The following is a 24,768-nucleotide window of genomic DNA, read 5'->3' as shown; positions in this document are numbered from 1 at the left end:
CGCCCGAGCCCCCGCCGTCACACCCTTCACGGCGCGCCCCACGTGCCCGTGTGGCGCACCGCGCCCACGCCTGCCACGGGAGACGAGCCCGTGGCAGGCGCGCTCAGGCCGCCGGCACCGGCACCGGCACTGTCGACGCTGTGGGCGCGAGGGTTAGCAGGCCCGCCACGAGGAGATTCTGTCGTTGGCCGTCGGGCCGATGTTGCCACGGGACTCCCCGGGGCTCACGATGGCTAACACGGAGCCGCCGTAGTTGGAGTGGTCGTAGAAGCACACCCGCGAACCAGTGCGGTTCCACAGGGCGGTGGTCAGGTCGTTCATGTGGTCGCCCACGTTCGACCGGGAGGTGCCGGGCACGAACAGGAAGCGCCCTTCGTAGTTGCTGTCACCCCACACGCACACGTAACCGCCGGGGCAGTCGTTGGGGTTGGCGCTGGCCTGGGTGGCGCCGGCGAGGACGGTGGTAGCGGCCATGCAGGTCGCCGCTACGGCGCCGGCGATGAGGGACTTCTTCATGGCGTCATGCCTTTCTCTCGTCAGGTCGTCGCGCGTCGGAATATCGCGCGCCACGTTCCGTGCGTCGCTTTCCGTGTGTTGCCCCCGCACGCCGAATCGCGGGTCGCCTACGTGTGTCGAAGTCACGCGCCGCATGCGCAGGTGGAATCCACATCTGGTGTCCGTGCGTTCGACGTCGCGTGTCCGTCGTGCCTGTCGGCGTGGGTGTCGATCGTGGAACGGGTGGTTCGGCGGTGACCGGCCGGGCGGCGGGCCGCCCCGTGCCTGTCGCGCCGTGGTCGCGAGTCCGCAACCGCGCCATGGCCGCACCGTGACCGTTTCGGTTGCCCGCCAAGGGCTTCCGGGAGTCCGTGTGCTGTGGCTCTGGCCATGCCGTATGTTTCAGGACTTCGGCTACGAATTCCGTTTCCGAGGTACGTGCACAAGCTTGGCACACTGGTTCGGCCTATCGACGCGCCAACCCCGACTTATCCGTCAAATCCCCTTGGAGCGCGCCCGTTGCCGCTTTCTGGCGGCCCGAGCGATGCGGCTTTGGCGCCCCACGTGTGCAGGTGGGAAGAGTGCGACGAGCCTGGAGAGAGAGGTTCCGTGTCCGAGTGGGAGCGGAACGTGCCCGAGCGGGCCCGGGTGACGGGAGCGGCGTGGGGCCGGCGTCCGCTGCCCGGAGCCGGAAGCCCGGAAGGGGAGCCCAACCGGCCGATTCCCAGGCTGAGTTCTCCTCGTCGGGCGCCCGGCCCGGGCCGGCGGTCCCGCCACGTGCCGCCCGGCCTCCTCGCCGGGGCCGGGGGTGACGTGGGCCTGCTGGAACGCGCCGCCCTTCCGTACGCGGGCGGCACGCCGCAGTGGCTAGGTCAGCAGTTGGCCGCCGTCCACCGGCAGGCTGGTGCCGGTGATGTGCGCCGCCGCGTCGCTGGCGAGGAAGACGGTCGCCGCGGCGACGTCGTCCACGGCGGCGAGCTTGCGCAGCGGGATGCGTCCCTCCCACGCCTGGCGTTGCGGTGACCCCTCGGGCATGCCGGCCGCCAGCATCTCGGTGAGGACGGGGCCGGGCGCGACGGCGTTGACGCGTATGCCGTGCTCGGCCAGTTCGATCGCGGCCCAACGGGTGACCGCGTCCACGGCCGCCTTGCTGCTCTCGTAACCGCCCATGCCCGGCGTGGGCTGCCGGCCGCCGATCGAGGAGATGTTGACGATCGTGCCGGCGACGCGGGCCGCGACCATGCGGCGCGCGACGTGCTGGGTCATCAGGAAGGTGCCCACCACGTTGGTGCGCAGGATGGTGTCGAGATCGCTGCCGGGCAACTCCATGAGCGTGCCGTGCGTCGTGAGCAGGCCCGCGTTGTTCACCAGCACCTCGACGGGGCCCAACTCGTCCTGTAGCGCGTCCAGTTCGCGCTCGATCGACGCCTCGTCGGTAATGTCGAGAACCCGGCCGTGGACGCCCAGGGCGCGGGCTGTCTCCGTGACGCGCTCGGCGTCCCGGTCGGCGATCACCACGGTCTCGCCCGCGGTGGCGAAGGCCCGGGCCACCGCCTGGCCGATCCCCCCGGCTCCGCCGGTGACGAGGACGGTGCGTGTGCGCTTCATTGTCACTCCCCTCCGCCGAGACCCCTGTCGCGGCGTGGGCCGTATAGTATACAAGTGTAGACGAAAAAGCCGAGGCTTCCGGGAGGAGCTTTGAGCACTACGCAGTCCGTGCCCCGCCGTCGGTTGGGGCCTGGTGGCCCCGACGTACCGGTGCTGGCACTGGGGTCCTGGAACACCTGGGACCGAATGGAATTCGATGACGCGGTGTCGCTGATCGCCCGGGCCGCGGAGCTCGACTGCGCCTTCTTCGACGTCGCGCACTACAACATGGGACCGCACGCGGAGAACGCGCGCACCGACCTGATCTTCGGCCGCGCCGTGCGGGAGGCCGGACTCGCCCGCTCCGACTGGCAGTTCTGCGGCAAGCTCTGGCTCTGGGACTACCCGGGCACCGGGTTCACCCAGCAGATGGAGACGTCCCTGGAGCGGGTGGGCGTCGACCGGGCCGACATGGTGGTCGTGGGCGACTACCTCGGCGACCTGGACGTCGAGCGCGTCGTCACCGACGTCGCCGAGCAGATCGAGGCCGGCCGGTTCGCCACCTGGGGTGTGAACAACTGGCGGTACGCGGACCTGCGCGCGGCCCTCGACATCGCCCGCGAGCGGGGCCTCGTACCGCCCTCGTTCGCGCAGCTCAAGTACGGCCTGGCGCGCAGGTCCATGGCCGAGGGCCGCTACTACGCGCCCCTGTTCGACTCCGGGGAGCTGGCCCTCCAGGCATCCGACGTCTTCGAGGGCGGCCTGCTGGTCGGCAACCTCCGCCCGAACCGCAAGATCGGCGCCGACGTCGGCGGCATCCGCGAGCGCGTCGCCGCCTCGTACGACCAGGTGCGCCGCGTAGCCGAGGAGTTCGGCGCGTCCCCCGCCCAGTTGGGCATCGCCTTCTGCCTGGCCAACCCCGGCACCGCGAACGTGCTGGTCGGCGTGAGCCGGCGGGCGCAGTGGGAGGACAACGTCGGCGCCATCGCCCTGCTCGACAGGGTGGGAGCGGCGGCGCTGCGCGAGGCGGTGGCGGACCTGTGGCTCGATCGCGACGTGGCCGCGGACGGCACCTGGTGAGGCACGGCGCCGCCCGCGGGCGGGCGCGCACCCGTTCAACAGTCGTAGGACAACCCTTCAGGAGGACACCATGACCGCACCCAGCACGCCCGCCTCGCCCGACCGCATCGTGGAGATCGCCGCCGGCTACATGGGCGCCAAGCAACTCTTCGCCGCCGCGCGCGTCGGACTCTTCCGGGCCCTGGCCGAGGGCGAGCGCGACGTGGCCGAACTGGCCTCGGCGACCGGTGTCAGCGAGCGCATGGCGCGGATACTCGCCGACGCCATGAACGGACTGGGGCTGCTCGAGCGCCGGGCGGGCCGCTACGCCCTGGCGCCGGACGCCGCCGCCCATCTGACCGGCGAGGGCGACCTCGACCTGCACCCCTTCCTCGCCTTCCTGAACGAGATCAGCTACGGCCACTGGCTCCAGTTCGACACCACCGTCGACACGACCAAGCCCGGCGAGTTGGCGATGGACGAGGAGCGCTGGAAGTCGTTCATGGCGGGGGTGATGCGCTACAACGCGCTGCACGCCGCCATGCTCGCCAGGTCCTTCGACTTCGGCCCCTACCGCGACCTGCTCGACCTCGGCGGCCTCTCCCCGGCCTTCGCCATCGGCGCCCTCCAGGCCAACCCGGAGCTGTCGGCGCGCTTCGTCTTCGACCCGCAGTCATCGGAGGCCATCGCCGAGGCGCTGGCGGCGGCCGGCCTGACCGGCCGGGCCCGCATCGATCCCGCGGCCACCGCCGAGGCCGACCCGGGCGGGGAGCACGACCTGGTCATGGTCAACCACGTGATCCACCGCTTCACCGCCGAGCAGAACCGCGCCATCCTGGCCAACGCCCGGGCCGCCGCGCGCGCGGGCGCCACCCTGCTGCTGCTCGACTTCCTGCTGGACGACGACGATCGCCAGCGCCCGATCGACGCGCTGCACGCGGGGGAGTACCTGGTCATCGACGGTACGGTCGTCTACCCGGAGTCCGAGGTCACGGCCTGGCTCACGGCGGCCGGCTGGCGTCAGCGCGAGGTGCTGGCCCTGCCCGGAAGCCCGCGCGTCATCGTCGCCGAGGCCGTCTGACCGGCCCCTTTCCACCCCCCGCGGCACCTGGCTGAACAACGGCCCCGCCCCTGCCAAATTGGCTGTGGCGGGGCCATTGCCTTTTTTGCCGACGACCGTAGACTAACGGCCACGACACGTGAGATGGCGGGCAGGGGAACTCCTTCAGGCACCCGCCCCCGTCTTTGGGCCGAGCGTTGCGACGGCCAAGAGGACCTGCGGTTTCCTCTCCCGGCTCGATCTGGCATCAGCGCCCCTCTTACTTGAGAGAAGATTCCATGCAGAGGATCTGGAGAGCCACACTTGTCGCGGTCGTCGCCCTCGCGCTGGCCGCCTGTACGAACGCCGGAGCCAACTCCGGCGACGGACCCGTCGAGAAGATCAGGATCGGCACCCTCCTCGACGTCACCTCCTGGGACCCGGCACAGGCCGACATCGGCTTCGACGGCCCCTACCTGTCAGCCGTCTACGACCCGCTGGTCGCCCTGGACGAGAAGTCCCAGCCCATCCCGGCACTCGCCACCTCCTGGACGTACTCCCCGGACCGCCTGACGCTCACCATGCGGCTACGCTCCGGAGTCACCTTCACCGACGGCCAGTCCTTCGACGCCGCCGCCGCGGTGGCCAACCTCAACCACCTCAAGGCCGGCGTCCGCTCCGGCCAGACCTACGCCAACGTCGCCGACGTCCGCCGGGTCAACGCGGACACCATCGCCCTTCGCCTGAAGAAGAAGGACGACGCCCTGCTGTACAACATGGGCCTGGGACGCAGTTGGATGGCGTCCCCGGCCGCGATCAAGGCCAAGTCGCTCGTCGCCCGGCCCGTCGGATCGGGCCCGTACACCTACGACCAGGGTGACTCGACCCCCGGATCGCAGTACACCTTCACCCGCAAGCCGCAACACTGGGACCGCCGCACCTACCCGTTCGAGTCCGTGCGCGTCCTGCCGATCGCCGACCCGACCGCGAGCTTCAACGCCATGCTCTCGGGACAACTGGACGTCGCCTACGCCAACGCCGCGGACACCCCGCACGCCAAGCGCAACGGCTGGAACATCGCGTCCAAGGTCGCCACCTGGGTGGGCATCCAGTTCACCGACCGCACGGGAAAACAACTCAAGCCGCTGGGTGACGTACGGGTGCGGCGCGCCATCAACCACGCCTTCGACGGCGCGGCCATCCTCAAGTCGGTGGGCCAGGGCGCGGGGGTGGCCACCAACCAGGTCTTCCCCGCTGGCGATCCGGCCTATGACGCCTCGCTCAACGACCGGTACGCCTTCGACCTGGAGAAGGCCAAGCAACTCATGGCCGACGCGGGTTACGCCGACGGGTTCCGTGTCACCATGCCGATGTCATCGATCTTCCAACCCTGGCAGCCCGCCGTCCAGCAGATCCTCGGCCAGATCGGCATCAAGGTGACCTGGAAGAACCTGTCGCCCGCCGACTACCAGAAGAACGCCGCGACCTACCCGATGTTCGTCGCGGTCGTGGCCCTGGACTCCAACGCCGCGGCGTCGGTGGACGGCCGGATCGCCTCCCAGCAGTGGTTCAACCCCAACCCCTCGACCGAGGCGTTCCCCAAGCTCCACGGGCTGCTCGGCGAGATCGGCGCCACGACCGGCAAGGAGCAACTCGCGCTGATCCGCCGGCTCAACGCGGAAGTCACCGATCAGGCATGGCAGGACGTCTGGTACCAGGCGGACAACACCTACTTCAGCAAGAAGGGCATCACGGTGACCCCCATCACCGGGATGATGTTCCCGACCCTGCGGTTCCTCCAGCGCGGCTAGTTCCCGTTCCGGCGGCGGACGCCCGGCGTGCGGGCGACGCCGCCCCCAGAGGGGTCTTCACATGATCAGATTCACGCTTCGGCGCCTGCTGTCAGGGGCCGTCCTCCTGGTGGTCGTCACGTCCGCCTCCTTCTTCCTGGCCCACCTGGCCATCGGCGATCCCACCCCCGGCCTGCTCGGCGACAGCGCCACCCCCGCCCAGCGGGCGGCGCTGCGGGAGCAACTCGGCCTGGACCGCCCGCTCATGACGCAGTTCTGGGACTGGCTCTCGCACGCGGTGCGCGGCGACTTCGGGACCTCATGGCGCAACTTCCAACCCGTCTCGGACCAGATCGAACTGCGCGTGCCCGTCACCCTGTCGATCGTGGTCGCCGCCACGCTGCTCGCGGCCGTCGTCGGACTCGTCGTCGGCGTGGCCACCGGACTGAACCCCGGCGGCGTCCTGGCCCGCGTCCTCAAGCTCGCCTCGGTGGTCCTGTTCGCTCTCCCCGGCTTCTGGGTGAGCCTCATGCTCGTCATGGCCTTCGCGATCAAGCTCCAGTGGTTCCCCGCCGTCGGCTACGTGCCGCTGTCCCACTCCGGCACGCAGTGGCTGCGCTCCATCACCCTGCCCTCGATCGCCCTGGCGCTCGGCGCGATCGTGATGATCGCCGAACAGCTCCGCAACGGCTTCCAGGAGGTCAACAACCAGGACTTCGTCCGCACGCTGCGGGCCCGCGGACTCTCCGCCCGGCGCGTGACCGTGCACGTGCTGCGCAACGCCTCGCCCGCGGCGCTCACCGTGCTCGCGGTGATGTTCGTGGGACTGCTCGGCGGCGCCATCGTCGTCGAGATCATCTTCAACCTGCCGGGCATCGGCAGCCTCACCCAGTCGGCCTCCCAGATCGGCGACATCCCGGTCCTGCTCGGGCTGACCGTCGTGACGGTCGTGTTCGTCGTCGTCGTCAACTTCCTACTCGACCTCGTGCTCGGGTGGGTCAACCCGAAGGTGCGCGAGAAATGATCGATGCCGTAACCCCCGCAGAGGGGACCGCGCCCGCCCCGGCGGGGCGAGGACTGTGGTCCCGGTACCTGCGCCGCCCCGTCGGGGTCGCCGCGCTGGCGGTCTTCCTCCTGGTGGTCATCGCCGGGCTGCTGGCCCCGCTGCTCGCCCCGCACGACCCCAACTACGTCGACTTCGCCCTCACCCAGGCACCACCCGACTCCAGCCACTGGATGGGCGGCGACTCGGCCGGCCGGGACATCCTCAGCCGACTGCTGTTCGGGGCGCGCACGACCCTGTACGGGGCGGCCGTCGCCTGCCTGACGGGGATCGCGCTCGGGGTGCCGGCCGGAGTGGCGGCCGGCTACTTCGGCGGCCTCACCGACCGGGTCTTCTCCTGGATCAGCGACGGCGTGCAGTCCGTCCCCGGCATGATCGTGCTGCTCATCGTCGCCGCCGGCACGGGAGCGGACTTCACGGTGCTGATGGTGACGGTCGGCGCGTTCATGGCGCCGGGCTACTACCGCATCTCCCGCTCCAGGGCGCTGGCCGTGCGCAAGGAGCCCTACATCGACGCCGCCCGCGTCGCCGGGCTCACCCACGTCAAGATCCTCCACACCCACGTGCTGCGGGCCGTGCACGCGCCGGTGATCATCCAGTCCGCCCTCACCGCGGGCATCGCCATGGGCATGCAGACCGGCCTGCAGTTCCTCGGCATCGGCACCGCGTCGGAGGCCAACTGGGGCCAGATGATGAACGACGGGTTCCGCACCATGCTGACCCACCCGCTCATCCTGTTGTGGCCGTCGGCGGCGCTGGGCATCACGATCGCCGCCCTCGCCTTCATGGGCTCGACCCTGGCCGACCTGGTGAGCGTACGCGGCGAGCCGGCACCCCGCCGCCGGCGCTCCGCCGAGCAGGTGCCCGAGGAGGCCACCGACAGGACCGGCGCACTCGTGCACCCCGTCGAGGCCAGCGCGCTGCGCATCGACAACCTCCGGGTCAGCTACCGCACACCGCACGGCGACAAGCGGGTCGTACGCGGCGTCTGCCTGGACGTCGCCCCCGGAGAGGTGCTGGGCATCGTCGGCGAGTCGGGCTCCGGCAAGTCGCAGACCGTCTTCTCCGCCCTCGACCTGCTCCCGGCCGACGGCCGGGCCACGGCCGACGGCATCTGGATCGGCGGCCAGCCGGTCGGCGACCTGTCACGGGCCGGTCGGCACGCGCTGCTCGGCACCCAGATCGGCTACGTGCCCCAGGAACCGATGAGCAACCTCGACCCCTGCTACACCGTCGGCCACCAACTCATGGAACCCCTGCGGGCGGTACACAAGCTGACCAGGGCACAGGCCCGGGAGCGGGCCCGCGAGGTGCTGCTGCGGGTCGGCATCACCGACCCCGACCGCGTACTGGCCTGCCACCCACACCAGATCTCCGGCGGCATGGCCCAGCGCGTCCTGATCGCGGGAGCCGTCGCCGGCAACCCCAGCCTGCTGGTCGCCGACGAACCCACCACGGCGCTCGACGTCACGGTCCAGGCCGAGGTGCTCGAACTCCTGCGCGAGCTACAGCGGGAGTACGGAATGGCGCTCGTCATCGTCACCCACAACTTCGGCGTGGTCGCCGACATCTGCGACCGGGTCGCCGTCATGAAGGACGGCCGGGTCATCGAGACCGGCGCGGTCGAGCAGATCTTCGCCCACCCCGGCGACCCGTACACCGCGGAGCTCATCAAAGCCTCGCAGGACGACACCGAGAGCCGCGCCGAACTGGACGCGGCCTGGAACAAGGCCGGACGGACGGTGCGCGCATGAACACGGACACCAACGGCGACGCCCCGCTGCTCGACGTGGCCGACCTGGTCGTGGACTACCGACGCGGACGCACCACCTTCCGCGCGCTCAAGGGTGTCTCCATGACGATCGCGCCCGGCGAGTGCGTGGGGTTGGTCGGCGAGAGCGGCTCGGGCAAGTCCACCCTCGGCAAGGCCATCCTGGGCCTGGCCGACGTCACCTCCGGCCGGATCACGTTCGCCGGCAGCGACATCACCCACGCCAGGGGAGCCGCCCGGCGCAAGCTCGCGGCCGACCTCCAGGTCGTCTTCCAGGACCCCTACGGCTCGCTGGACCCGACGCTGACCGTCGGACAGATCCTCGCCGAACCGCTCACGGCCTCGGGCACCAGCCGGGCCGCCGCGCGGACCGCGGTGGCCGAGATGCTCGACCACGTCCGACTGCCGGCCGACACCGTGACCCGCTACCCCAGCGAGTTCTCCGGCGGCCAGCGCCAACGCATCGCCATCGCCCGCGCGCTGGTGCGCCGGCCACGCCTGATCGTCTGCGACGAACCGGTCAGCGCCCTCGACCTGACCACCCAGGCGGCGGTGATCGACCTGTTCATCGACATCCAGCGCGAGACCGGCGTCTCCTACCTCTTCGTCTCGCATGACCTGGGCGTGGTGCGCCGCATCTGCCACCGCGTCTCGGTGATGTACCAGGGGGAGTGCGTGGAGACCGGGCCGAACGAGACGATCACCCGCAACCCCGGACACACCTACACCCAGCGGCTGCTGCTGGCCTCCCCGGTGGCCGATCCGGCCCGCCAGGCCGAGCGCCGGCGAAGCTGGCTCGGGCTTCGTACGGCGGCTGGATCGCCAGTACCGTAGGGACAACTATGCCGAAGATTATCGACCACGATCAGCGACGGCGAGAGATCGTCGCCGTCGCGAAGAAGCTCATCATCCAGGGCGGCTTCGAGGCCGCGACCATGAGGAGCATCGTCGCTGAGGCGGGATTCGCCAATGGCGCGCTCAAGCGCTACTTCCCCAGCAAGGACAGCATCGTGGCCGCCACGTTCCAGAGCGTGCTCGCGGAGATGAACGAGCGGATCAACGACGGCGATCCCTCGCTCGACCCGAAGGAGGCGCTGCGGCACGACATCGAGGTGACGCTGCCGCTGGACACGTACCGCATCGACTCCGCCCGCGTGCTGCTCTCCCTGTGGGAGCACTCGGTGGCCAACGAGGAACTCGCCACCCTCTACCGCGAGCACCTCAGGGAGTGGCGCAGGCGGCTCGCGGTGCGGATCGCCGAGGCGCGCGACAGGGGCGAGTCACCCGAGGCGCCGACCGTGACCGCGCTGGCCGGCGAGGTCATCAGCATGTCCATCGGGGCCAACGTCACCTGCCTCATGTTCCCCAGCGGCGAGCTGATCCCCGAACACCGCGCCCATGTCGACCGGCTGATGCGCAACATCACCGACTGATCCACCTCCCGCGGGCGCGCTCCTGGAGCGCGCCCCAGGCCAAGAAAGGGATCCCTTATGGACGTGCGAGGTCGGCTCTTCATCGCGGGCGAGTGGACGGCCGCCGCCAACGGGGCGGAGTTCACCACCCTGGACCCCGCCACCGGATCGGTCATCGGAACCTGCGCCGAGGCCGCGGAGGCCGACGTGGACGCCGCCGTGGGGGCCGCGCGGCAGGCGCTGGCGGACCCCGCGTGGGCCAGGCTGCCCGCCGCCGAACGCGCCAAACTGCTCTGGCGGGTCGCCGAGTTGATCGACCGCGACGCGACGCGGCTCGCGGAGTGGGAGACCCGCGACCAGGGCCAGCCACTGGGGGTGGCCCGTACGGTCAGCGTCGCGGGGGCCGCGGAGCACTTCCGCTACTACGCGGGCTGGGTCACCAAGATCGAGGGAGCGGTCAGCCCGGTCTCCTTCCCGGACACCACGCACTTCACGCGGCGCGAGCCGGTCGGGGTGTGCGCGCTGATCACCCCCTGGAACTTCCCGCTCATGATCGCCTCGTGGAAGATGGCACCCGCGCTGGCCTGCGGAAACACCGTGATCCTCAAGCCGGCCGAGCAGACGCCGCTGTCCAGCCTGCACCTGGCGCGGCTGTGCGAGGAGGCCGGGTTCCCGCCGGGCGTGGTGAACGTGCTCACCGGCGCCCCCGCGACGGGCCGGGCCCTGGTGGAGCACCCCCGGGTGGACAAGGTCTCCTTCACCGGCTCCACCGAAGTGGGTCAGGGCATCGTCCGGGCGTCGGCCAACGACCTCAAGCGGGTCACCCTGGAACTGGGCGGCAAGGCGCCCAGCATCATCGCCAGGGACGCCGACATCGACGCCGCCGTGCAAGGCAACGTCCAGGGCGCGCTGCTCAACAGCGGACAGGTCTGCGCCGCCTACGCGCGCTTCTACGTCGACCGGCGCCGGGCCGAGGAGTTCACCGAGAAGCTCGCGGCGGCCGTCGCCGCCCTGCGCCTGGGGCCCGGCCTGGCCCCGGAGACCGAGCTGGGACCGCTGGTGAGCGACGAGCACCTGCGACGGGTTGACGCCCTGGTCAAGGAGGGCGTGGCCGAGGGAGCCGAACTGGTCACCGGCGGGACGCGCGCCGACGGCGACCTGGAGAGCGGCAACTTCTACCGGCCCACCGTCTTCGCCGGCGTACGCGACGAGATGGCCATCGCCCGCCAGGAGGTCTTCGGTCCCGTGCTGCCCGTGCTCAGCTACGAGGACGAGGACGAGTTGGCGGCGCGGGCCAACGACACCCGGTACGGGCTGGCGGCGGCGATCTGGACCAGGGACCTGTCCACGGCCCACCGGCTCGCCGCGGACATCCGCGCGGGTGCCGTGTTCGTCAACATGCCGCCGGTCCCCGACCCCGCGGCGCCCTGGGGCGGCTTCGGGGCCAGCGGGTGGGGGCGGGAGATGGGTTCGCAGGCGCTGGACGTGTTCACCGAGACCAAGGGCGTGTGGATGCACCACGGCTGATCCCGCCAACCCGCCAACCCGTCACCCCCATGAGGAGAGTCAGATGAGTCAGCACAAGACAACCCACGACGACGTGCGGGCCGCGGTGGAGGCGTACGTGTCGGCGGTGAGCGCCGCCGACCCGAAGGCCGTGCGAGCCGCCTTCCGCGCGGACGCGCACATGTGGGGCTACCTCGGCGAGCAGTTCGTCTCCGCGCCGATCGAGGCGTTCAGCGAGGTCGTCGCGGCCGACGAGGACGCCCCCAGGTGGTCCCGCGACTACACGTACAGCATCCGCGCGGTGGAGGTCAGCGGTGACGTGGCGGTGGCCGTGCTCGACGAGTACGGCTACCAGGGCCACGACTTCACCAACCACTTCTCGCTGGTACGCCAGGACGGCGCGTGGCTGATCGCCAGCAAGACGTTCTTCCGCCGCGACCCGGAGTCTTCCGACCCGGCCGGGGCGGCGGGGACCGGCGCCGAGTCCGGCGACCAGACGGCTGACTGAGTACGCCCCACCGGCGCACGCGCATCGGCCCCGCGGCGACGCCGCGGGGCCGATGCGCGTGCGCGCCGCCGGGTCAGGCCAGGGTGACCGTCACGGGCAGGCGCTTGATGCCGTTGACGAAGTTGGACCGCACCCGTGGCACGTCGCCGGCCAGGCGCGCGTCGGCGAGGCGCGGGACGAGCTCCTCGAACAGGATGCGGATCTCGGTGCGGGCCAACTGGTTGCCCAGACACAGGTGCGGGCCGCCCTTGCCGAAGGTGAGGTGGTCGTTGTCCCGGCGGGCCACGTCGAAGGCGTACGGGTCGCCGAAGACCTCCTCGTCGCGGTTGCCGGAGGCGAACCACATGACGACCTTCTCGCCGGCCCGGACGCGCTTGCCGCCCAGCTCGGTGTCGCGGGTGGCGGTGCGGCGGAAGTGGTAGACGGGGGAGGCCCAGCGCAGGAACTCCTCGACCGCGGTGGGGATGAGGGAGGGATCGTCGCGCAGCCGGGCGAGTTGCTCGGGGTGTTGGAGGAGCGCCAGCATCGCGTGGCTGATGGTGTGCCGGGTGGTCTCGTTGCCGGCGACGACCAGCAGCAGGAAGTAGTTGTCGAAGTCCCGGTCGGACAGCGGCACGCCGTCCCGTGGCACCTCGTTGACCAGTCGGGACACCAGGTCGGTGCCCGCGCCGCCGCGTCGCTGCCGCGCCAACTCCCGCCCGTAGGCGAAGACCTCGAGCGACGCGGGGGAGCGGAAGGGGAGGTCGCGGTACCGCTCGCTCTCCGCGCTGTCCAGGAGGACGTCGGCGTAGTCGGGGTCGGTGTGGCCGATGATGCGGTTGCCCCAGTCGATGAGCCGCTGGTTGTCCTCGGGCGGCACGTCGAGCAGGCGGGCGAGGACGTTGATGGGGAAGTCGGCCGACACCTCCTTGACGAAGTCGAAGGTGCCCCTGGCCAGGGCCGCGTCCAGGGTGGTGGCGGTCAGGCCGCGCAGGAAGTCGGCGTAGCCGCTGATGACGCGCGCGCCGAACTGGCGCTGGAGCAACCCGCGCAGGGCCCGGTGGCGCAGGCCGTCGAGTTCGAGCAGCGAGGCGCGCCGCCTGATCTGGTCGTCGTCGACCTCCTCCAGGTTGACGAACCTGGTGGAGGTGAACGTCTCGGAGTCGCGGTCCACGCGGGCGATGTCGGCGTGTCGGGTCACCGCCCAGAAGCCGGAGTTCGGGGCGTCCTCCGGCTGCCAGTGGACGGGGTCCTGGTGGCGCAGGGTGTGGAACATCCGCCAGGGTGTGACGCCGTCGGTGAACCGGTCCAGGTCGGCGAGGTCCACCTCGGCCAGGGGCATCGGTTCGCGCGCGGCGTCGGTGGTGGCGGGCGGGGGTGGCACGCGGCTCATGGCTGTCGCCTCCTCGGCGTCACAGGTGGTAGGCGTACTCGGTGAACTCCCAGTCGGTGACGTGCCGTTGGAAGCGGGTGACCTCGTCGCGCTTGTAGGCGAGGTAGGACGCGGTGAAGTCCTTGCCCAGCGTCTCGGTCAGCGCGGTGTCCGCCTCCAGTGCGTCGAGGGCGGCGGACAGGGTGGCCGGTAGTGGCTCGGCCCGCGCGGCGTCGTAGCCGTAACCCTCCAGCGGGGCCGGCGGCTCCTCGCGGGCCAGGATGCCGAGCAGGGACGCGGCCAGGGTGGCGGCGATCAGGAGGTACGGGTTGGCGCTCGCGTCGCCGAGGCGCAGTTCGAGGCGGGAACCGGCGCCGCGCTCGGGCGGGACGCGCACCATGGCGCTGCGGTTGTCCAGGCCCCAGTCGATCAGCCAGGGCGCCAGGGTGTCGGGCCCGATCCGCTTGTAGGAGTTGACGGTCGGGTTGGCCAGGGCGCTGAGCGCCGGCGCGTGCGCGAGGATGCCCGCCAGCGCGTGCCGCGCGGTGGCCGAGAGGCCGTACGGCGCGGCGGGGTCCGCGAAGACGTTCGCGCCCTCCGCGTCCACGCAGGACAGGTGGAGGTGGAAGCCGGAGCCGCCGGCGTCGTTGAAGGGCTTGGCCATGAAGGTGGCCAGGCGCCCCTCCTTGCGAGCCAGCTCCTTGATCGCGGACTTGAAGCGGAAGGCCCGGTCGGCGGCGCGCGCCGCGTCGCCGTGGGTCAGGTTGATCTCGAACTGGGAGCCGTCGTACTCGTGGTTGCCGCCGCTGACGCCGATGTCCAGGTCGCGCAGCAGGCGCAGGGTGCGCAGCAGGTGGTTGTCCCGGTCCGCGCGCAGCCCGGCCGTGTAGACGACGCCGTCGGCGTCGCTGTAGCGGCGCCAACCCTGTGGCCGGTCGGGCGCCTCGTCGCACAGGAAGTACTCCAACTCCGGCCCCACCACGGGCCGCAGGCCGTGTTCGGCGCACCGGTCGAGGACGGCGCGCAGCAGGTCGCGGGGTGACTCCGGCGCGGGCAGCCCGGTGGCCGGGTCGGTGACGTCGCCCAGGCAGGTGGCGACCCCGGGTTCCCAGGGCAGTGCCGTCAGGGTGTCCAGGTCGGGGGTGACGCGGATGTCGGGCAGGCCGGCGTCGAGGCCGCCGGCGACGTCGACTGTGTCCCCCTGTGGGCTGGTGTGGTAGACGGCGCGGCAGAAGGTCAGGCCGTGGTCGCAGGCCGAGGGGAGGTGGTCCAGGAGGACGTCCCGGGCCCGTTCGGTGCCGATGAGGTCGGGATAGGTCACCCGGACCACGTCGATGCCGGCGGCGGCCAACTGCTCCATGCGCCGGTGGACGGGTGAGGTGTCGGATGCGCTCACCGGTGTCTCCTCTGGGGAAGGGGGCGCCTCCCAGGGCCGTGGGGCGCGAGGGGAAGGGCCGGGGGAGTGGGCCGGGGGGAGGGGAATGCCAGGGGCCGTGCCTCGTACCGCGGTGTGCGGGAGGCGCTGTTGTTTGACGTCAAACGGTAGGGAGGTCGCCGGTCGCCGGCAAGGGGTTGGCGGCAGAAATTTATCCATCCGGATAGCTATTGACCCGAGGGTGGCCGCTTCCTATCTTGTTTGAAGCCAAACGAGTTACGGTGTGCCCGCCGTCCCGCTGGCTGGGGCCCGACCCCCGGGGTCGGGCCCCGCATCTCCCCTCCGACGCCCCCTCACGTACCCGTACCAGGAGGACCCGCCATGAAGGTCGTCGTCGACATGAGCAAGTGCCAGGACCACGGCCAGTGCGTCTTCGCCGCGCCCGAGGTGTTCCGCTTCGATGACGCCGGGCGCCTGACCCACCTGCCGAACCCCGACGACGCCCTGAGCGACGCGGTGGAGGAGGCGGCCGACGTGTGCCCGCTGCAGGCCATCCGGATCGAGCACTGAGCCGTGCGCGCCCCCGTCGTCGTGGTCGGTGCGTCCCTGGCCGGCCTGCGCGCCGCCGAGCAACTGCGCGCCGCCGGCTGGGACGGGCCGATCACCCTCGTCGGGGACGAGCCCCACCCGCCGTACAACCGGCCGCCGTTGTCCAAGGCGTTCCTCGCCGGCACGGCGTCCTCGGCCTCCCTCACCCTGCGACCGCGACCCAGCGTGGCCGACGCGACCTGGCTGCTGGGCACCCGGGCCGTCCGAGCCGACCTCGACCGCCGCACCGTCGACCTGGCCGACGGCCGCACACTGCCCTACCGCGCGCTGGTCATCGCCACCGGCACGCGCCCACGCCGGCTGACCTGCCCCGGCCCGTCGGTTGGCCGACACACCCTGCGCACCCTCGCCGACGCGCGGAGGCTGCGCGCCGCACTGGCCGAGCCGGGCGCGCGCGTCGTCGTGGTGGGGGCCGGCTTCATCGGCTGCGAGGTCGCCGCCACCGTCAGCGCGCTCGGCGCGGCCGACGTCACGGTCGTCGACCCACTGCCACTGCCCCTGCTCGGCCCCCTGGGCGAGTTGCTCGCCACGGAGCTACGCCACCGCCACGAACGGCGCGGCGTGCGCTTCGCCCTCGGCAGGCACGTGACCGGCTTCGCGGGCCGGGACCGCGTCACCGGCGTACGCCTGGACGACGGCGGCACGCTGGCCGCGGACGTGGTGGTGGAGTCGGTGGGCTCGCTCGCCAACACCGAGTGGCTGGCCGGCAACGGGCTCGACCTGACCGACGGCGTACTCACCGACGCCCACCTGCGCGTCGGCGGGCGACCCGACGTGGTCGCCGTCGGCGACATCGCCCGCTTCCCCGGCCTGCGCTACGACGGCGTACCCCGTCGCGTCGAGCACTGGTCGATCCCCACCGACACCGCCAAGCACGCCGCCAGGGTGCTCGCCGCCCACCTCGCCGGAGCCGGAGCCGAGGCCGAAGCCGACGCCGGAACCGAAGCCGACTCCGAGGTGGGCGTCGGCGGCGAGCTGGCGCCCTTCGCGCCGCTGCCGACCTTCTGGAGCGACCAGCACGACGTCCGGTTGCAGTCCTTCGGCGCCCCGGCCCTCGGCACGGCGGACGCCAGGGTCCTGTACGGCGAGCCCGGCGCGGACGTCGTCGTCGGCTACCACCGCGAGGGCCGCCTGGTCGGCGTGGTCGCCCTCGGGGGCCGGGTGGCCGTGGCGGCTGCCGCCCGGCACCGCGCCGACCTCCTCCAGCAGTCCCCGACCACCTAGCCCCATGGAGAGCCAAGTGACCGTGACCAGGGTGCGTGGATACTTCCACCCCAAGACCGCGACGGGCGACGCGTCGCTGATCCCCCCGCCGCCGTGGCGCTACTCGGGCGACCTGCTGACCGTCGAGTACCGCACCGACCCCGCCCGGGTGCGCGAACTGCTGCCCCAGCCGCTGGAGCTCGCCGACGAGGACCCCGGCGCGGTGGCGCTGATCTGGGCCGACTGGCAGTCCTGCGCCGCCTCGGGGCGGGAGCTGCTCGACCCGGTGCTCGCCCAGTACAAGGAGGCGTTCGCCGTCGTCCGCTGCAAGTTGGGCGAGCGGACCTACACCCGCTGCGTCTACATCTGGGTCGACAAGGACTTCGCCATCGCCCGCGGGCTGCACCAGGGTTACCCGAAGAAGCTCGGCTCCATCCACCAGACCCGCCCCCACCCCTACGGGCCCGCCCCGCGGATCGAGGCCGGCGCCCGGTTCGGCGCCACCCTGGCCGCCGCGGACCGGCGCCTGGCCCAGGCCGTCGTCACCCTGCGCGAACCCTCCCCGACGAACGGGTTCGTCAACGGCCACCCCATGGCCCACCACCGCTGGCTGCCCTCCATCGAGAAGGGCGGCGGCCTGGCCCTGGACGAGTTGGTCGAGTCCGGCGCCGCCGCCTTCGAGGGCGGGCAGCCCTGGGTGGGGGAGGCCGAGCTGGAACTGTTCGACGCGCCCACGGAGGAACTGGCCCGCCTGGAGATCCACGAGCCGATCGCCGCCTACTACCAGCAGGTCGGCGTGGTCTGGGACGGCGGCCGACTCCTGGCGACCCACACCTCGGGCGCCCAGTGACCGCGCCCCGCCCCACTCACGCCTTGACCGTCAGGAGCAACAGGCCATGAGCGCACACCGCACCACCGTCGCCGGGGTCGCCGTCGACACCCGGCACTGGATCGGCGGCCAGCGGGTCGCCTCCCCGCGGACCTTCACCGACGCCTCACCCATCGACGGCGCCCCCATCGGGGAGATCTCCCGGGGCACCGCCGACGAGGCCCGCGCGGCCGTGGCCGCCGCCAAGGCCGCCTTCCCCGGCTGGGCCGCCACCCCGCGCGCCGAACGCGCCCGCCTCCTGCACGCCATCGCCGACGGCGTGGAGAGGCGCACCGAAGAGTTGGCCAACGTCGAAACCGTGGACAACGGCGCGCTGCTGCGCTCCCACCGGCGCGGTGTCATGCCGCGCGTCGCCCACAACTTCCGCTTCTTCGCGGACTGGCTGCTCACCCTGGAGCACGAGGACTTCGCCACCCGAGGCCACACCAACCACGTCACCTGGGACCCGGCGGGCCCGTGCGTACTGATCACCCCCTGGAACGCGCCGCTGATGCTGGCGACCTGGAAGGTCGCCCCGGCCCTGGCCGCCGGCAACACGGTCGTGCTCAAACCCGCCGAGTGGTCGCCGCTGACCGCCTCGCTGCTCGCCGACATCGCCGCCGAGGCCGGCCTGCCGGCGGGCGTGCTCAACGTCGTACAGGGTTACGGCTCGGAGGTCGGCGACGCGCTGACCAGCCACCCGGACGTGCGCCGCATCAGCTTCACGGGCTCCGTGCCCACCGCCCAGCACATCGCCGCCTCGGCAGCCGCGAACCTCACCCCGCTCAGCCTCGAACTCGGCGGCAAGTCACCGCTGCTGGTCTTCGCCGACGCGGACCTGGACCTGGCCGTCGACCTCGCCGTCGAGCAGTACGACAACGCCGGTCAGGTGTGCCTGGCCGCCACCCGTCTCCTGGTGGAGGAGGCCGTGGCCGAGGAGTTCGCCCGCCGCCTCGTCGCCAAGGCGTCCGGGTTGCGGCAGGGCGACCCACGGGACGAGTCCACCGACATCGGGCCCACCATCCACCCCCGCCAGGTGGCCAAGATCGACGGCTTCGTACGGCGGGCCCTGGCGGCCGGCGCGCGCGCCGTCATCGGCGGGCATCCGGGCGAGGGCCAGTACTACGCGCCCACCCTGCTGACCGACGTACGACAGGACTCCGAGATCGTGCAGGAGGAGGTCTTCGGCCCGGTCCTGACCCTGCAGACCTTCACCAGCGAGGACGAGGCCGTCCACCTGGCCAACGACACCCGCTTCGGCCTGGCCGCCACGCTCGCCACCGGCGACCCCGAGCGCGCCGAACGCGTCGCCGCCCGCCTGGTCGCCGGCACCGTCTGGGTCAACTGCTTCTTCGTCCGCGACCTCAAGGCACCCTTCGGCGGCTCCCGCCACTCCGGCATCGGCCGCGAGGGTGGCACCTGGAGCTTCGACTTCTACTGCGACCTCAAGAACACGGTCACCGCGCCGAAGGGTTGGAAGGACCATGGGTGAGATCGTCGGGGCGGGCCTGCTCGCCCACGTGCCCACCATCGTGCTCCCCCGGGAGACCCGGCTCGAACTCAACGAGGGCAAGGAGGTCACCCTCGTCACCGGTCTCCAGCAGCTCCGCCGGGACGTCTTCGAGCGGGACGACTACGACACCGTCCTGGTGATGGACTCGCACTGGGCCACCACCGTCGAGTTCGTGGTGGCCGCCCAGCACCGTCGGGCCGGCCTGTACACCTCCGAGGAACTGCCGCGCGGCATGTGCCGGATGCCGTACGACTTCCCCGGCGACCCCGAACTCGCCCACCACATCGCCTCGTTCGCCGACAAGCACGGCACCTGGATCACCCCGATCGAGGACGTGCACCTGCCGATCTACTACGCCACGATCAACCTGTGGAAGTTCCTCGGCGAAGGGCTGCCCGACAAGCGCTGGCTGTCCATCGGCGTGTGCCAGACCGGCGACATGGAGGACCACCTGCGCCTCGGCCGCGCGGTGGCCGACGGCATCGCCGCGACCCCGGGCCGACGCGTCCTGCTGATCGCCTCCGGCGCCCTCTCCCACACCTTCTGGCCGCTGCGCGAACTACGCGACCACGAGGCCAGCGATCCGGTACACATCTTCTCGCCGCGGGCGCGGGCGGCCGACCTGGAGCGCATCGACTGGCTCAGCCAGGGCCGCCACGACCGGGTCATCGACACCATGGACGCGTTCTGGCAGGTCAAGCCGGAGGCGAAGTTCTTCCACTACCTGATGATGGCCGGCGCCCTCGGCGAGCGGGCGTGCACCGCGAGGGGACGCCAGTACGGCGAGTACGAGAACTCGGTGGGCACCGGACAGGTACACCTCTGGTTCGACCGCCCCGCCGACGGCTGGACCGGCACCGGCCAACCCGCCTCGCCCGCCGCACCCCGCCCCGCCTAGAAAGGCCACCCGCCATGCCCGAGTACCGCCGCATCCTCCTCGACGGCGCAGCCGTCCAGGCCGTCCGCGACGGCGACTACCTGATCGCCGGCGACGGCCGCCGCGTCAGCGTCGAGGACGCCCACCACCTCCCGCCGGTCACCCCCTCCAAGGTGATCGCGGTCCACCTCAACCACCGCAGCCGGGTGGAGGAGTTCCAACTCGACCTGCCCGACACCCCCACGTACTTCCACAAGCCCACCTCGGCGCTCAACAGCCACCGGGGCGCGGTCGTCCGCCCCGAGGGTTGCACCTGGCTCAACTACGAGGGCGAGGTCGCCATCGTCATCGGGAAGACCGCCCGCAACATCGCGCCGGCGCAGGCCGGCGACCATATCGCGGGCTACACCGTGGCCAACGACTACGGCCTGCACGACTTCCGGGACACCGACGCGGGCTCCATGCTGCGGGTGAAGGGTTCGGACACCCTGTGCCCGCTCGGCCCCGGCCTGGTCACCGACTGGGACTTCCACGGCAAGCGGCTGCGGACCCGGGTCAACGGACAGGTCGTCCAGGACGGCTCCACCGACGAGATGACCTGGGACATGCACTACCTCGTCGCCGACATCGCCCGCACCATCACCCTGTACCCCGGCGACGTGCTGCTCTCCGGCACCCCGGCCAACTCCCGGCCGGTGCGTCCCGGCGACGTCGTCGAGGTGGAGGTCGAGGGACTCGGCTGCCTCACCAACCACATCGTCACCGGCCCCACGGCCGTCCGCACCGACGTGGGGGCCCAGCCGACCGAGTCCGAGGAGGTGCGCTCCACCGCACTCGGCGGGGACTGGGAGTTCCGTGGCATCAGGCCGCCGCGGCGCTGACCGGCCGGCCGCCGGTAGGGTCGGTGCCATGAGCGACCCCGCCCGACCCGCCGACGAGTGCGGCTCCCGCAAGCGCGTGACGAACTACGGGACGGGCCGGACCGCCCTGTTGGACGCGGCCGTACGCGTGGTGGCGCGCGGCGGTCTGCGCAAGCTGACGTACCGGGCCGTCGCCGAGGAGGCCGGTGTCACCCACGGGCTCGTCGTCCACCACTTCGGCTCCCGCGACGCGCTCATCGAGGAGTCCGTCAACCACGCCGTCCGCTCCTCGCTCCGCGTCAACGCCCTCGACACCGGCACCGGCACGGCGCGGGACTTCGCCGCCGACCTCGGGGCGATGGTGGCCTCGGGACCGGACGTCCAGGCGTTCCAGTACGAACTGCTGCTGGAGGCCAGGCGGCGGCCGGAGCTGATGCCCCAGTTGCGCGCCCTGTACGAGGAGTACTTCGACGCCGCCCAGCGCGAACTCTCCCGAGCCCTGGCCCGCCCGGTGGAGCGAGGGCTGTCCCGACTGGTCTTCGCCGCGCTCGAAGGGCTCGTGCTCCACCAACTCGTCTTCGGCGAGCGAGAGGTCACCGAAGAGGCGCTGACGGAGCTTCGAGCGCTGCTGGCCAGGCTGAGCGACGAGGACCCCGACCACCCAGCCGAAAGCTGACCCACCCGGCCACGACCAACCCTTCACATCGCCCAACCCCGGCCACCCGGCCGGGTGCCCGTACCCGACGGCGCCGCACCGGCCCGCTCCACACCGCCGGCCCCGCCGCCACCCACACCCGTACCACCCAGGCGCCCGACCCCGCCCGCGCGCGCCACAGGCCAGGCCGACGCGCGCCGTACGCACCGGCCTGCCGCGCGCCCATGTCGGCGCACCCCCAGGCCGCTGCGAAGCACCCCGACGCACGGCCCGCCCCTTCCCGCGCACTCTCCACGAAACGAGGACCCACGGTGGATGCCACCCACGACGACTGGATACGCCGCGCGCAGACGCTCGACCTGCCAGGGACGCACCACATCGACGGCTCCCCGCACGCGGGAGGCGGCACGTTCACCGTGGTGTCGCCGCGGGACGGCCGGCCGCTGGCCGACGTGGCCGACGGGGGAGCGGCCGAGGTGGACCTGGCCGTCGCCGCCGCCCGCCGGGCCTTCGACAGCGGCCCGTGGCCACGGCTCGCGCCCGCCGAACGCGGCCGGCTCCTGCTGCGCGTCGCCGACCTCATCGAGGCCGAGCGGGCTGACTTCGCCCTCACCGTGAGCCTGGAGATGGGCAAGCCCATCTCCGACGCGTACGACATCGAACTACGGGCCCTGATCAACACCTTCCGTTGGTACGGCCAACTCGCCGACAAGCTCACCGACGAGTCCCCGCACACCACCCCCGACGCCCTCGCCCTCGTCACCCGCGAGCCGGCCGGCGTCGTGGGGGCCGTCGTGCCGTGGAACTTCCCCCTCACGCTCGCCGGCTGGAAGGTCGCCCCGGCCCTCGCCGCCGGCTGCACGGTCGTCCTCAAGCCCGCGGAGAACTCGCCCCTGTCCGCCCTGCGGCTGGCCAGGGTGGCCAGCGCGGCCGGCCTGCCGCCCGGCGTCCTGAACGTGGTCAGCGGCAGCGGCCCGGTCGCCGGACGCGCCCTCGGCCTCCACCCCGACGTCGACGTCCTCGCCTTCACCGGCTCCACCGCCGTGGGCCGCCACTTCCTGCGCTACGCCGCCGACTCCAACCTCAAGCGCGTCTGGCTCGAACTGGGCGGCAAGTCACCCAACATCATCCTCCCCGACGCCCCCGACATCGAGCAGGCCGCCGCCACCGCCGCCTGGGGCATCTTCTTCAACCAGGGTGAGATGTGCACCGCCCCCTCCCGGCTGCTCGTCCACTCCTCCATCGCCGAACGCGTCACCCAGGCCGTCATCGACCGGGCCCGCGCCCTGCGCGTCGGCGACCCGCTCGACCCCGCCACCGCGATGGGCCCGCTGGTCAGCGGCGACCACCTGGACCGGGTGCTGGGCCACGTCCACGCCGCCATCGACACCGGCGCCCGGCTGCGTACCGGCGGCGAGCGCGTCCTGACCCAGACCGGGGGCACCTACCTCCAACCCACCGTCTTCGACCGCGTGGCCCAGGACTCCGCACTGGCGCGCGACGAGGTCTTCGGACCCGTGCTGTCCGTCTTCACCTTCGACGACCTCGACGAGGCGGTGGCCCTGGCCAACGCCACCGACTACGGGCTGGCCGCCGGCGTGTGGACCGCCGACCTGTCCACGGCGCACCAGGTGTCGCGCGCCCTGCGCGCCGGCACCGTCTGGGTCAACTGCTACGAGGAGGGTGACCTCACGGTGCCCTTCGGCGGCATGAAGCAGTCCGGCAACGGACGCGACAAGTCCGCCCACGCGCTGGAGAAGTACACCGAACTCAAGACCACCTGGATCCAGTTGTGACCCGCGCCCGCGACCGCCGCCGCGCTCACCGGCCCCTGATCGCCGTCCCGGCCCGCTTCGCCGCCACCACCTCCGCGCTGCGCTACGCCGCCGAGGTCAACGCCCGGGCGCTGGTCGAGGCGGTGTGGCGGGCGGGCGGCGAACCCGCCACCATCCACCCGCACGCTCCCGCCGGCGTCTGCGACCCGGCCGAGACCGCCGCCCGCCTCGCCCGCTTCGACGGTGTTCTGCTCCCCGGCGGCGGCGACCTCTCACCGCACCGCTACGGAGCCGACGAGGCACACGAGGCGGTGTACGACGTGGACCACGAACAGGACGCGTTCGACCTCGAAGTGGCCTGCCAGGCAAGGGAGTCGGGCCTGCCCCTGTTGGCCGTCTGTCGCGGTCTACAGGTCGTCAACACGGCGTCGGGTGGCACCCTCCACCAGGACATGGGGGGACCGGGCCGAGAGCACCGGCACGTGCGACACCCCGTCACCCTCACCCCGGGGTCCGCCGTCGCGCTCGCCACCGGGGCCACCACCGTCGACGCGTCCTGCTTCCACCACCAGCACGTCGATCGGCTGGGCGAGGGCCTGACCGTCACCGCGCGCGCCGCCGACGGCACGATCGAGGCCGTCGAGGCGGCCGGGGGAGCCGGCTGGTTCCTGGCCGTGCAGTGGCACCCCGAGGACACCGCCCGTACCGACCCGGCCCAGCAACGCCTGTTCGACGCGCTCGTGCGCGCCGCGTCCGCGTACCGCTGAGCCGGGCGGGGTGGGCTCAGCCCTTGGGGCGTCGGCCGCTGCGCCGGGGCGCGGGCTCGGCTCCGTTCAGCAGCGTCCTGCGGCGCTCCTCCCCGTGCTGCTCCACCTGGAGGACCACGCGCCGCAACCCGTCCGCGAGCGTGCGGCACTCGGCCTCGCTCAACTGCGACGTCACGAACACCTCCTCCTCGTTGAACTCGGGGAAGACGCGCCGCATGAACTCCTCACCCTGCTCCGTCACGGACAGCAAGACGAGCCGGCCGTCGGTGGGGTGGCCGGCGCGGCGCAACAGCCCGCGCGACTCCAGGGTGCGGGCGACACCGGTCAGCGTCCCCTTCGAGATGCCGGCCTCCTCCGCGACGTGCCGGGTCTCCGACTCGCCCCCGACCCACACCACCCACAGCACGACGAACGCCGTCCACGTCAGGTCCGAGCTGCGCAGCACGGAGTTCTCCAGGTGGTGCCGCACGGTGGAGGCGGCCCGGTGGATGTTGGCCACGGCCACCATCTGCTCCCGCCGGATGGGTATCCCACCCAGCTTCGCCTCCGCGAGCTTCTCCGCTTCTGTGATGGACCGCTGGCCGGGCAAGAGTGCTCCCAATGTCGCCGGTACGGACCCGGACGGCCCGACGGCCCCTCCGGTCGTTCGGGACCAGATTGTACGGGCGGGGCCCCGTTTCACCGG

The 24,768-nt window shown here is 72.0% G+C and carries 23 protein-coding genes; 18 read left to right on the top strand and 5 right to left on the bottom strand.

Annotated elements, in window-relative coordinates:
* Positions 1 to 153 precede the first annotated feature (153 nt).
* Positions 154 to 516 carry a peptidase inhibitor family I36 protein gene (locus AC3CHW_RS00325; protein WP_187062750.1) on the bottom strand — a complete coding sequence of 121 codons (363 nt, stop codon included), beginning with the start codon at positions 514 to 516 and terminating at the stop codon, positions 154 to 156.
* Positions 517 to 1,362: 846 nt separating this feature from the next.
* Positions 1,363 to 2,103: an SDR family NAD(P)-dependent oxidoreductase gene (locus tag AC3CHW_RS00320; protein ID WP_488469119.1), complete on the bottom strand. Its 741-nt coding sequence runs from the start codon at positions 2,101 to 2,103 to the stop codon at positions 1,363 to 1,365.
* Between the two features lie 108 nt (positions 2,104 to 2,211).
* On the opposite strand from AC3CHW_RS00320, the gene AC3CHW_RS00315 reads away from it, so the two are divergent.
* From AC3CHW_RS00315 to AC3CHW_RS00275, 9 genes are all read left to right on the top strand, one after another.
* Positions 2,212 to 3,162 carry an aldo/keto reductase gene (locus AC3CHW_RS00315; protein WP_488471263.1) on the top strand — a complete coding sequence of 317 codons (951 nt, stop codon included), beginning with the start codon at positions 2,212 to 2,214 and terminating at the stop codon, positions 3,160 to 3,162.
* A 70-nt stretch (positions 3,163 to 3,232) separates the two neighbouring features.
* Positions 3,233 to 4,222 (top strand): methyltransferase, encoded by a 990-nt coding sequence (locus tag AC3CHW_RS00310; protein WP_488469118.1) that lies wholly within the window; start codon positions 3,233 to 3,235, stop codon positions 4,220 to 4,222.
* Positions 4,223 to 4,479: 257 nt separating this feature from the next.
* A complete protein-coding gene (locus AC3CHW_RS00305) occupies positions 4,480 to 5,991 on the top strand; it encodes an ABC transporter substrate-binding protein (RefSeq protein WP_488469117.1) in 1,512 nt (503 codons plus the stop codon).
* Between the two features lie 61 nt (positions 5,992 to 6,052).
* The gene (locus tag AC3CHW_RS00300) at positions 6,053 to 6,994 is read left to right on the top strand and encodes an ABC transporter permease (protein ID WP_176165722.1); all 942 of its coding nucleotides are present in this window, start codon (positions 6,053 to 6,055) and stop codon (positions 6,992 to 6,994) included.
* Positions 6,991 to 8,787, top strand: a complete 1,797-nt coding sequence (locus AC3CHW_RS00295) for a dipeptide/oligopeptide/nickel ABC transporter permease/ATP-binding protein (protein WP_488469116.1) — start codon at positions 6,991 to 6,993, stop codon at positions 8,785 to 8,787. Before AC3CHW_RS00300 ends, AC3CHW_RS00295 begins: the two co-directional genes overlap by 4 nt.
* Positions 8,784 to 9,638, top strand: coding sequence for an ATP-binding cassette domain-containing protein (locus tag AC3CHW_RS00290; protein ID WP_488469115.1), 855 nt, complete (start codon positions 8,784 to 8,786; stop codon positions 9,636 to 9,638). The genes AC3CHW_RS00295 and AC3CHW_RS00290 overlap by 4 nt, the downstream gene beginning before the upstream one ends.
* 8 nt (positions 9,639 to 9,646) lie before the next feature.
* Positions 9,647 to 10,237, top strand: a complete 591-nt coding sequence (locus tag AC3CHW_RS00285; RefSeq protein WP_176165725.1) for a TetR/AcrR family transcriptional regulator — start codon at positions 9,647 to 9,649, stop codon at positions 10,235 to 10,237.
* Positions 10,238 to 10,294: 57 nt separating this feature from the next.
* Positions 10,295 to 11,743, top strand: a complete 1,449-nt coding sequence (locus tag AC3CHW_RS00280) for an aldehyde dehydrogenase family protein (protein WP_488469114.1) — start codon at positions 10,295 to 10,297, stop codon at positions 11,741 to 11,743.
* A 43-nt stretch (positions 11,744 to 11,786) separates the two neighbouring features.
* Positions 11,787 to 12,230 (top strand): nuclear transport factor 2 family protein, encoded by a 444-nt coding sequence (locus AC3CHW_RS00275; protein ID WP_488469113.1) that lies wholly within the window; start codon positions 11,787 to 11,789, stop codon positions 12,228 to 12,230.
* Between the two features lie 73 nt (positions 12,231 to 12,303).
* On the opposite strand, the gene AC3CHW_RS00270 is transcribed toward AC3CHW_RS00275, so the two are convergent.
* Both AC3CHW_RS00270 and AC3CHW_RS00265 read right to left on the bottom strand, forming a co-directional pair.
* A complete protein-coding gene (locus AC3CHW_RS00270; RefSeq protein ID WP_488469112.1) occupies positions 12,304 to 13,602 on the bottom strand; it encodes a cytochrome P450 in 1,299 nt (432 codons plus the stop codon).
* Positions 13,603 to 13,621: 19 nt separating this feature from the next.
* Positions 13,622 to 14,977, bottom strand: a complete 1,356-nt coding sequence (locus AC3CHW_RS00265; RefSeq protein ID WP_488469111.1) for a glutamine synthetase family protein — start codon at positions 14,975 to 14,977, stop codon at positions 13,622 to 13,624.
* Between the two features lie 360 nt (positions 14,978 to 15,337).
* Between AC3CHW_RS00265 and AC3CHW_RS00260 the strand changes: the two genes are divergently transcribed.
* The 9 genes from AC3CHW_RS00260 (at position 15,338) to AC3CHW_RS00220 (ending at position 24,083) form a co-directional block, all read left to right on the top strand.
* Positions 15,338 to 15,526 (top strand): ferredoxin, encoded by a 189-nt coding sequence (locus AC3CHW_RS00260; protein WP_187086351.1) that lies wholly within the window; start codon positions 15,338 to 15,340, stop codon positions 15,524 to 15,526.
* A 3-nt stretch (positions 15,527 to 15,529) separates the two neighbouring features.
* Positions 15,530 to 16,789 carry an NAD(P)/FAD-dependent oxidoreductase gene (locus tag AC3CHW_RS00255; RefSeq protein ID WP_488469110.1) on the top strand — a complete coding sequence of 420 codons (1,260 nt, stop codon included), beginning with the start codon at positions 15,530 to 15,532 and terminating at the stop codon, positions 16,787 to 16,789.
* A 22-nt stretch (positions 16,790 to 16,811) separates the two neighbouring features.
* A complete protein-coding gene (locus AC3CHW_RS00250; protein ID WP_488471262.1) occupies positions 16,812 to 17,618 on the top strand; it encodes an acetoacetate decarboxylase family protein in 807 nt (268 codons plus the stop codon).
* Positions 17,619 to 17,664: 46 nt separating this feature from the next.
* Positions 17,665 to 19,128: an aldehyde dehydrogenase gene (locus AC3CHW_RS00245; protein WP_488469109.1), complete on the top strand. Its 1,464-nt coding sequence runs from the start codon at positions 17,665 to 17,667 to the stop codon at positions 19,126 to 19,128.
* Entirely contained in the window at positions 19,121 to 20,047 is a 927-nt protein-coding gene (locus tag AC3CHW_RS00240; protein ID WP_488469108.1) for a 3,4-dihydroxyphenylacetate 2,3-dioxygenase, read from the top strand. The genes AC3CHW_RS00245 and AC3CHW_RS00240 overlap by 8 nt, the downstream gene beginning before the upstream one ends.
* Positions 20,048 to 20,061: 14 nt before the next feature.
* Positions 20,062 to 20,907, top strand: a complete 846-nt coding sequence (locus tag AC3CHW_RS00235; RefSeq protein WP_488469107.1) for a fumarylacetoacetate hydrolase family protein — start codon at positions 20,062 to 20,064, stop codon at positions 20,905 to 20,907.
* 28 nt (positions 20,908 to 20,935) lie between these two features.
* Positions 20,936 to 21,562: a TetR/AcrR family transcriptional regulator gene (locus AC3CHW_RS00230; protein ID WP_488469106.1), complete on the top strand. Its 627-nt coding sequence runs from the start codon at positions 20,936 to 20,938 to the stop codon at positions 21,560 to 21,562.
* Positions 21,563 to 21,852: 290 nt separating this feature from the next.
* The gene (locus AC3CHW_RS00225) at positions 21,853 to 23,337 is read left to right on the top strand and encodes an aldehyde dehydrogenase (protein WP_488469105.1); all 1,485 of its coding nucleotides are present in this window, start codon (positions 21,853 to 21,855) and stop codon (positions 23,335 to 23,337) included.
* Entirely contained in the window at positions 23,334 to 24,083 is a 750-nt protein-coding gene (locus AC3CHW_RS00220; RefSeq protein WP_488469104.1) for a gamma-glutamyl-gamma-aminobutyrate hydrolase family protein, read from the top strand. The genes AC3CHW_RS00225 and AC3CHW_RS00220 overlap by 4 nt, the downstream gene beginning before the upstream one ends.
* A 16-nt stretch (positions 24,084 to 24,099) precedes the next feature.
* Here the strand turns inward: AC3CHW_RS00220 and AC3CHW_RS00215 are convergent, their stop codons facing one another.
* Positions 24,100 to 24,672, bottom strand: coding sequence for a MarR family winged helix-turn-helix transcriptional regulator (locus AC3CHW_RS00215; RefSeq protein WP_187061520.1), 573 nt, complete (start codon positions 24,670 to 24,672; stop codon positions 24,100 to 24,102).
* Positions 24,673 to 24,768 lie beyond the last annotated feature (96 nt).

Source organism: Streptomyces sp. MGP-BFMKR1 (assembly GCF_057766585.1).
This window is presented reverse-complemented; position numbering and strand designations above follow the sequence as displayed.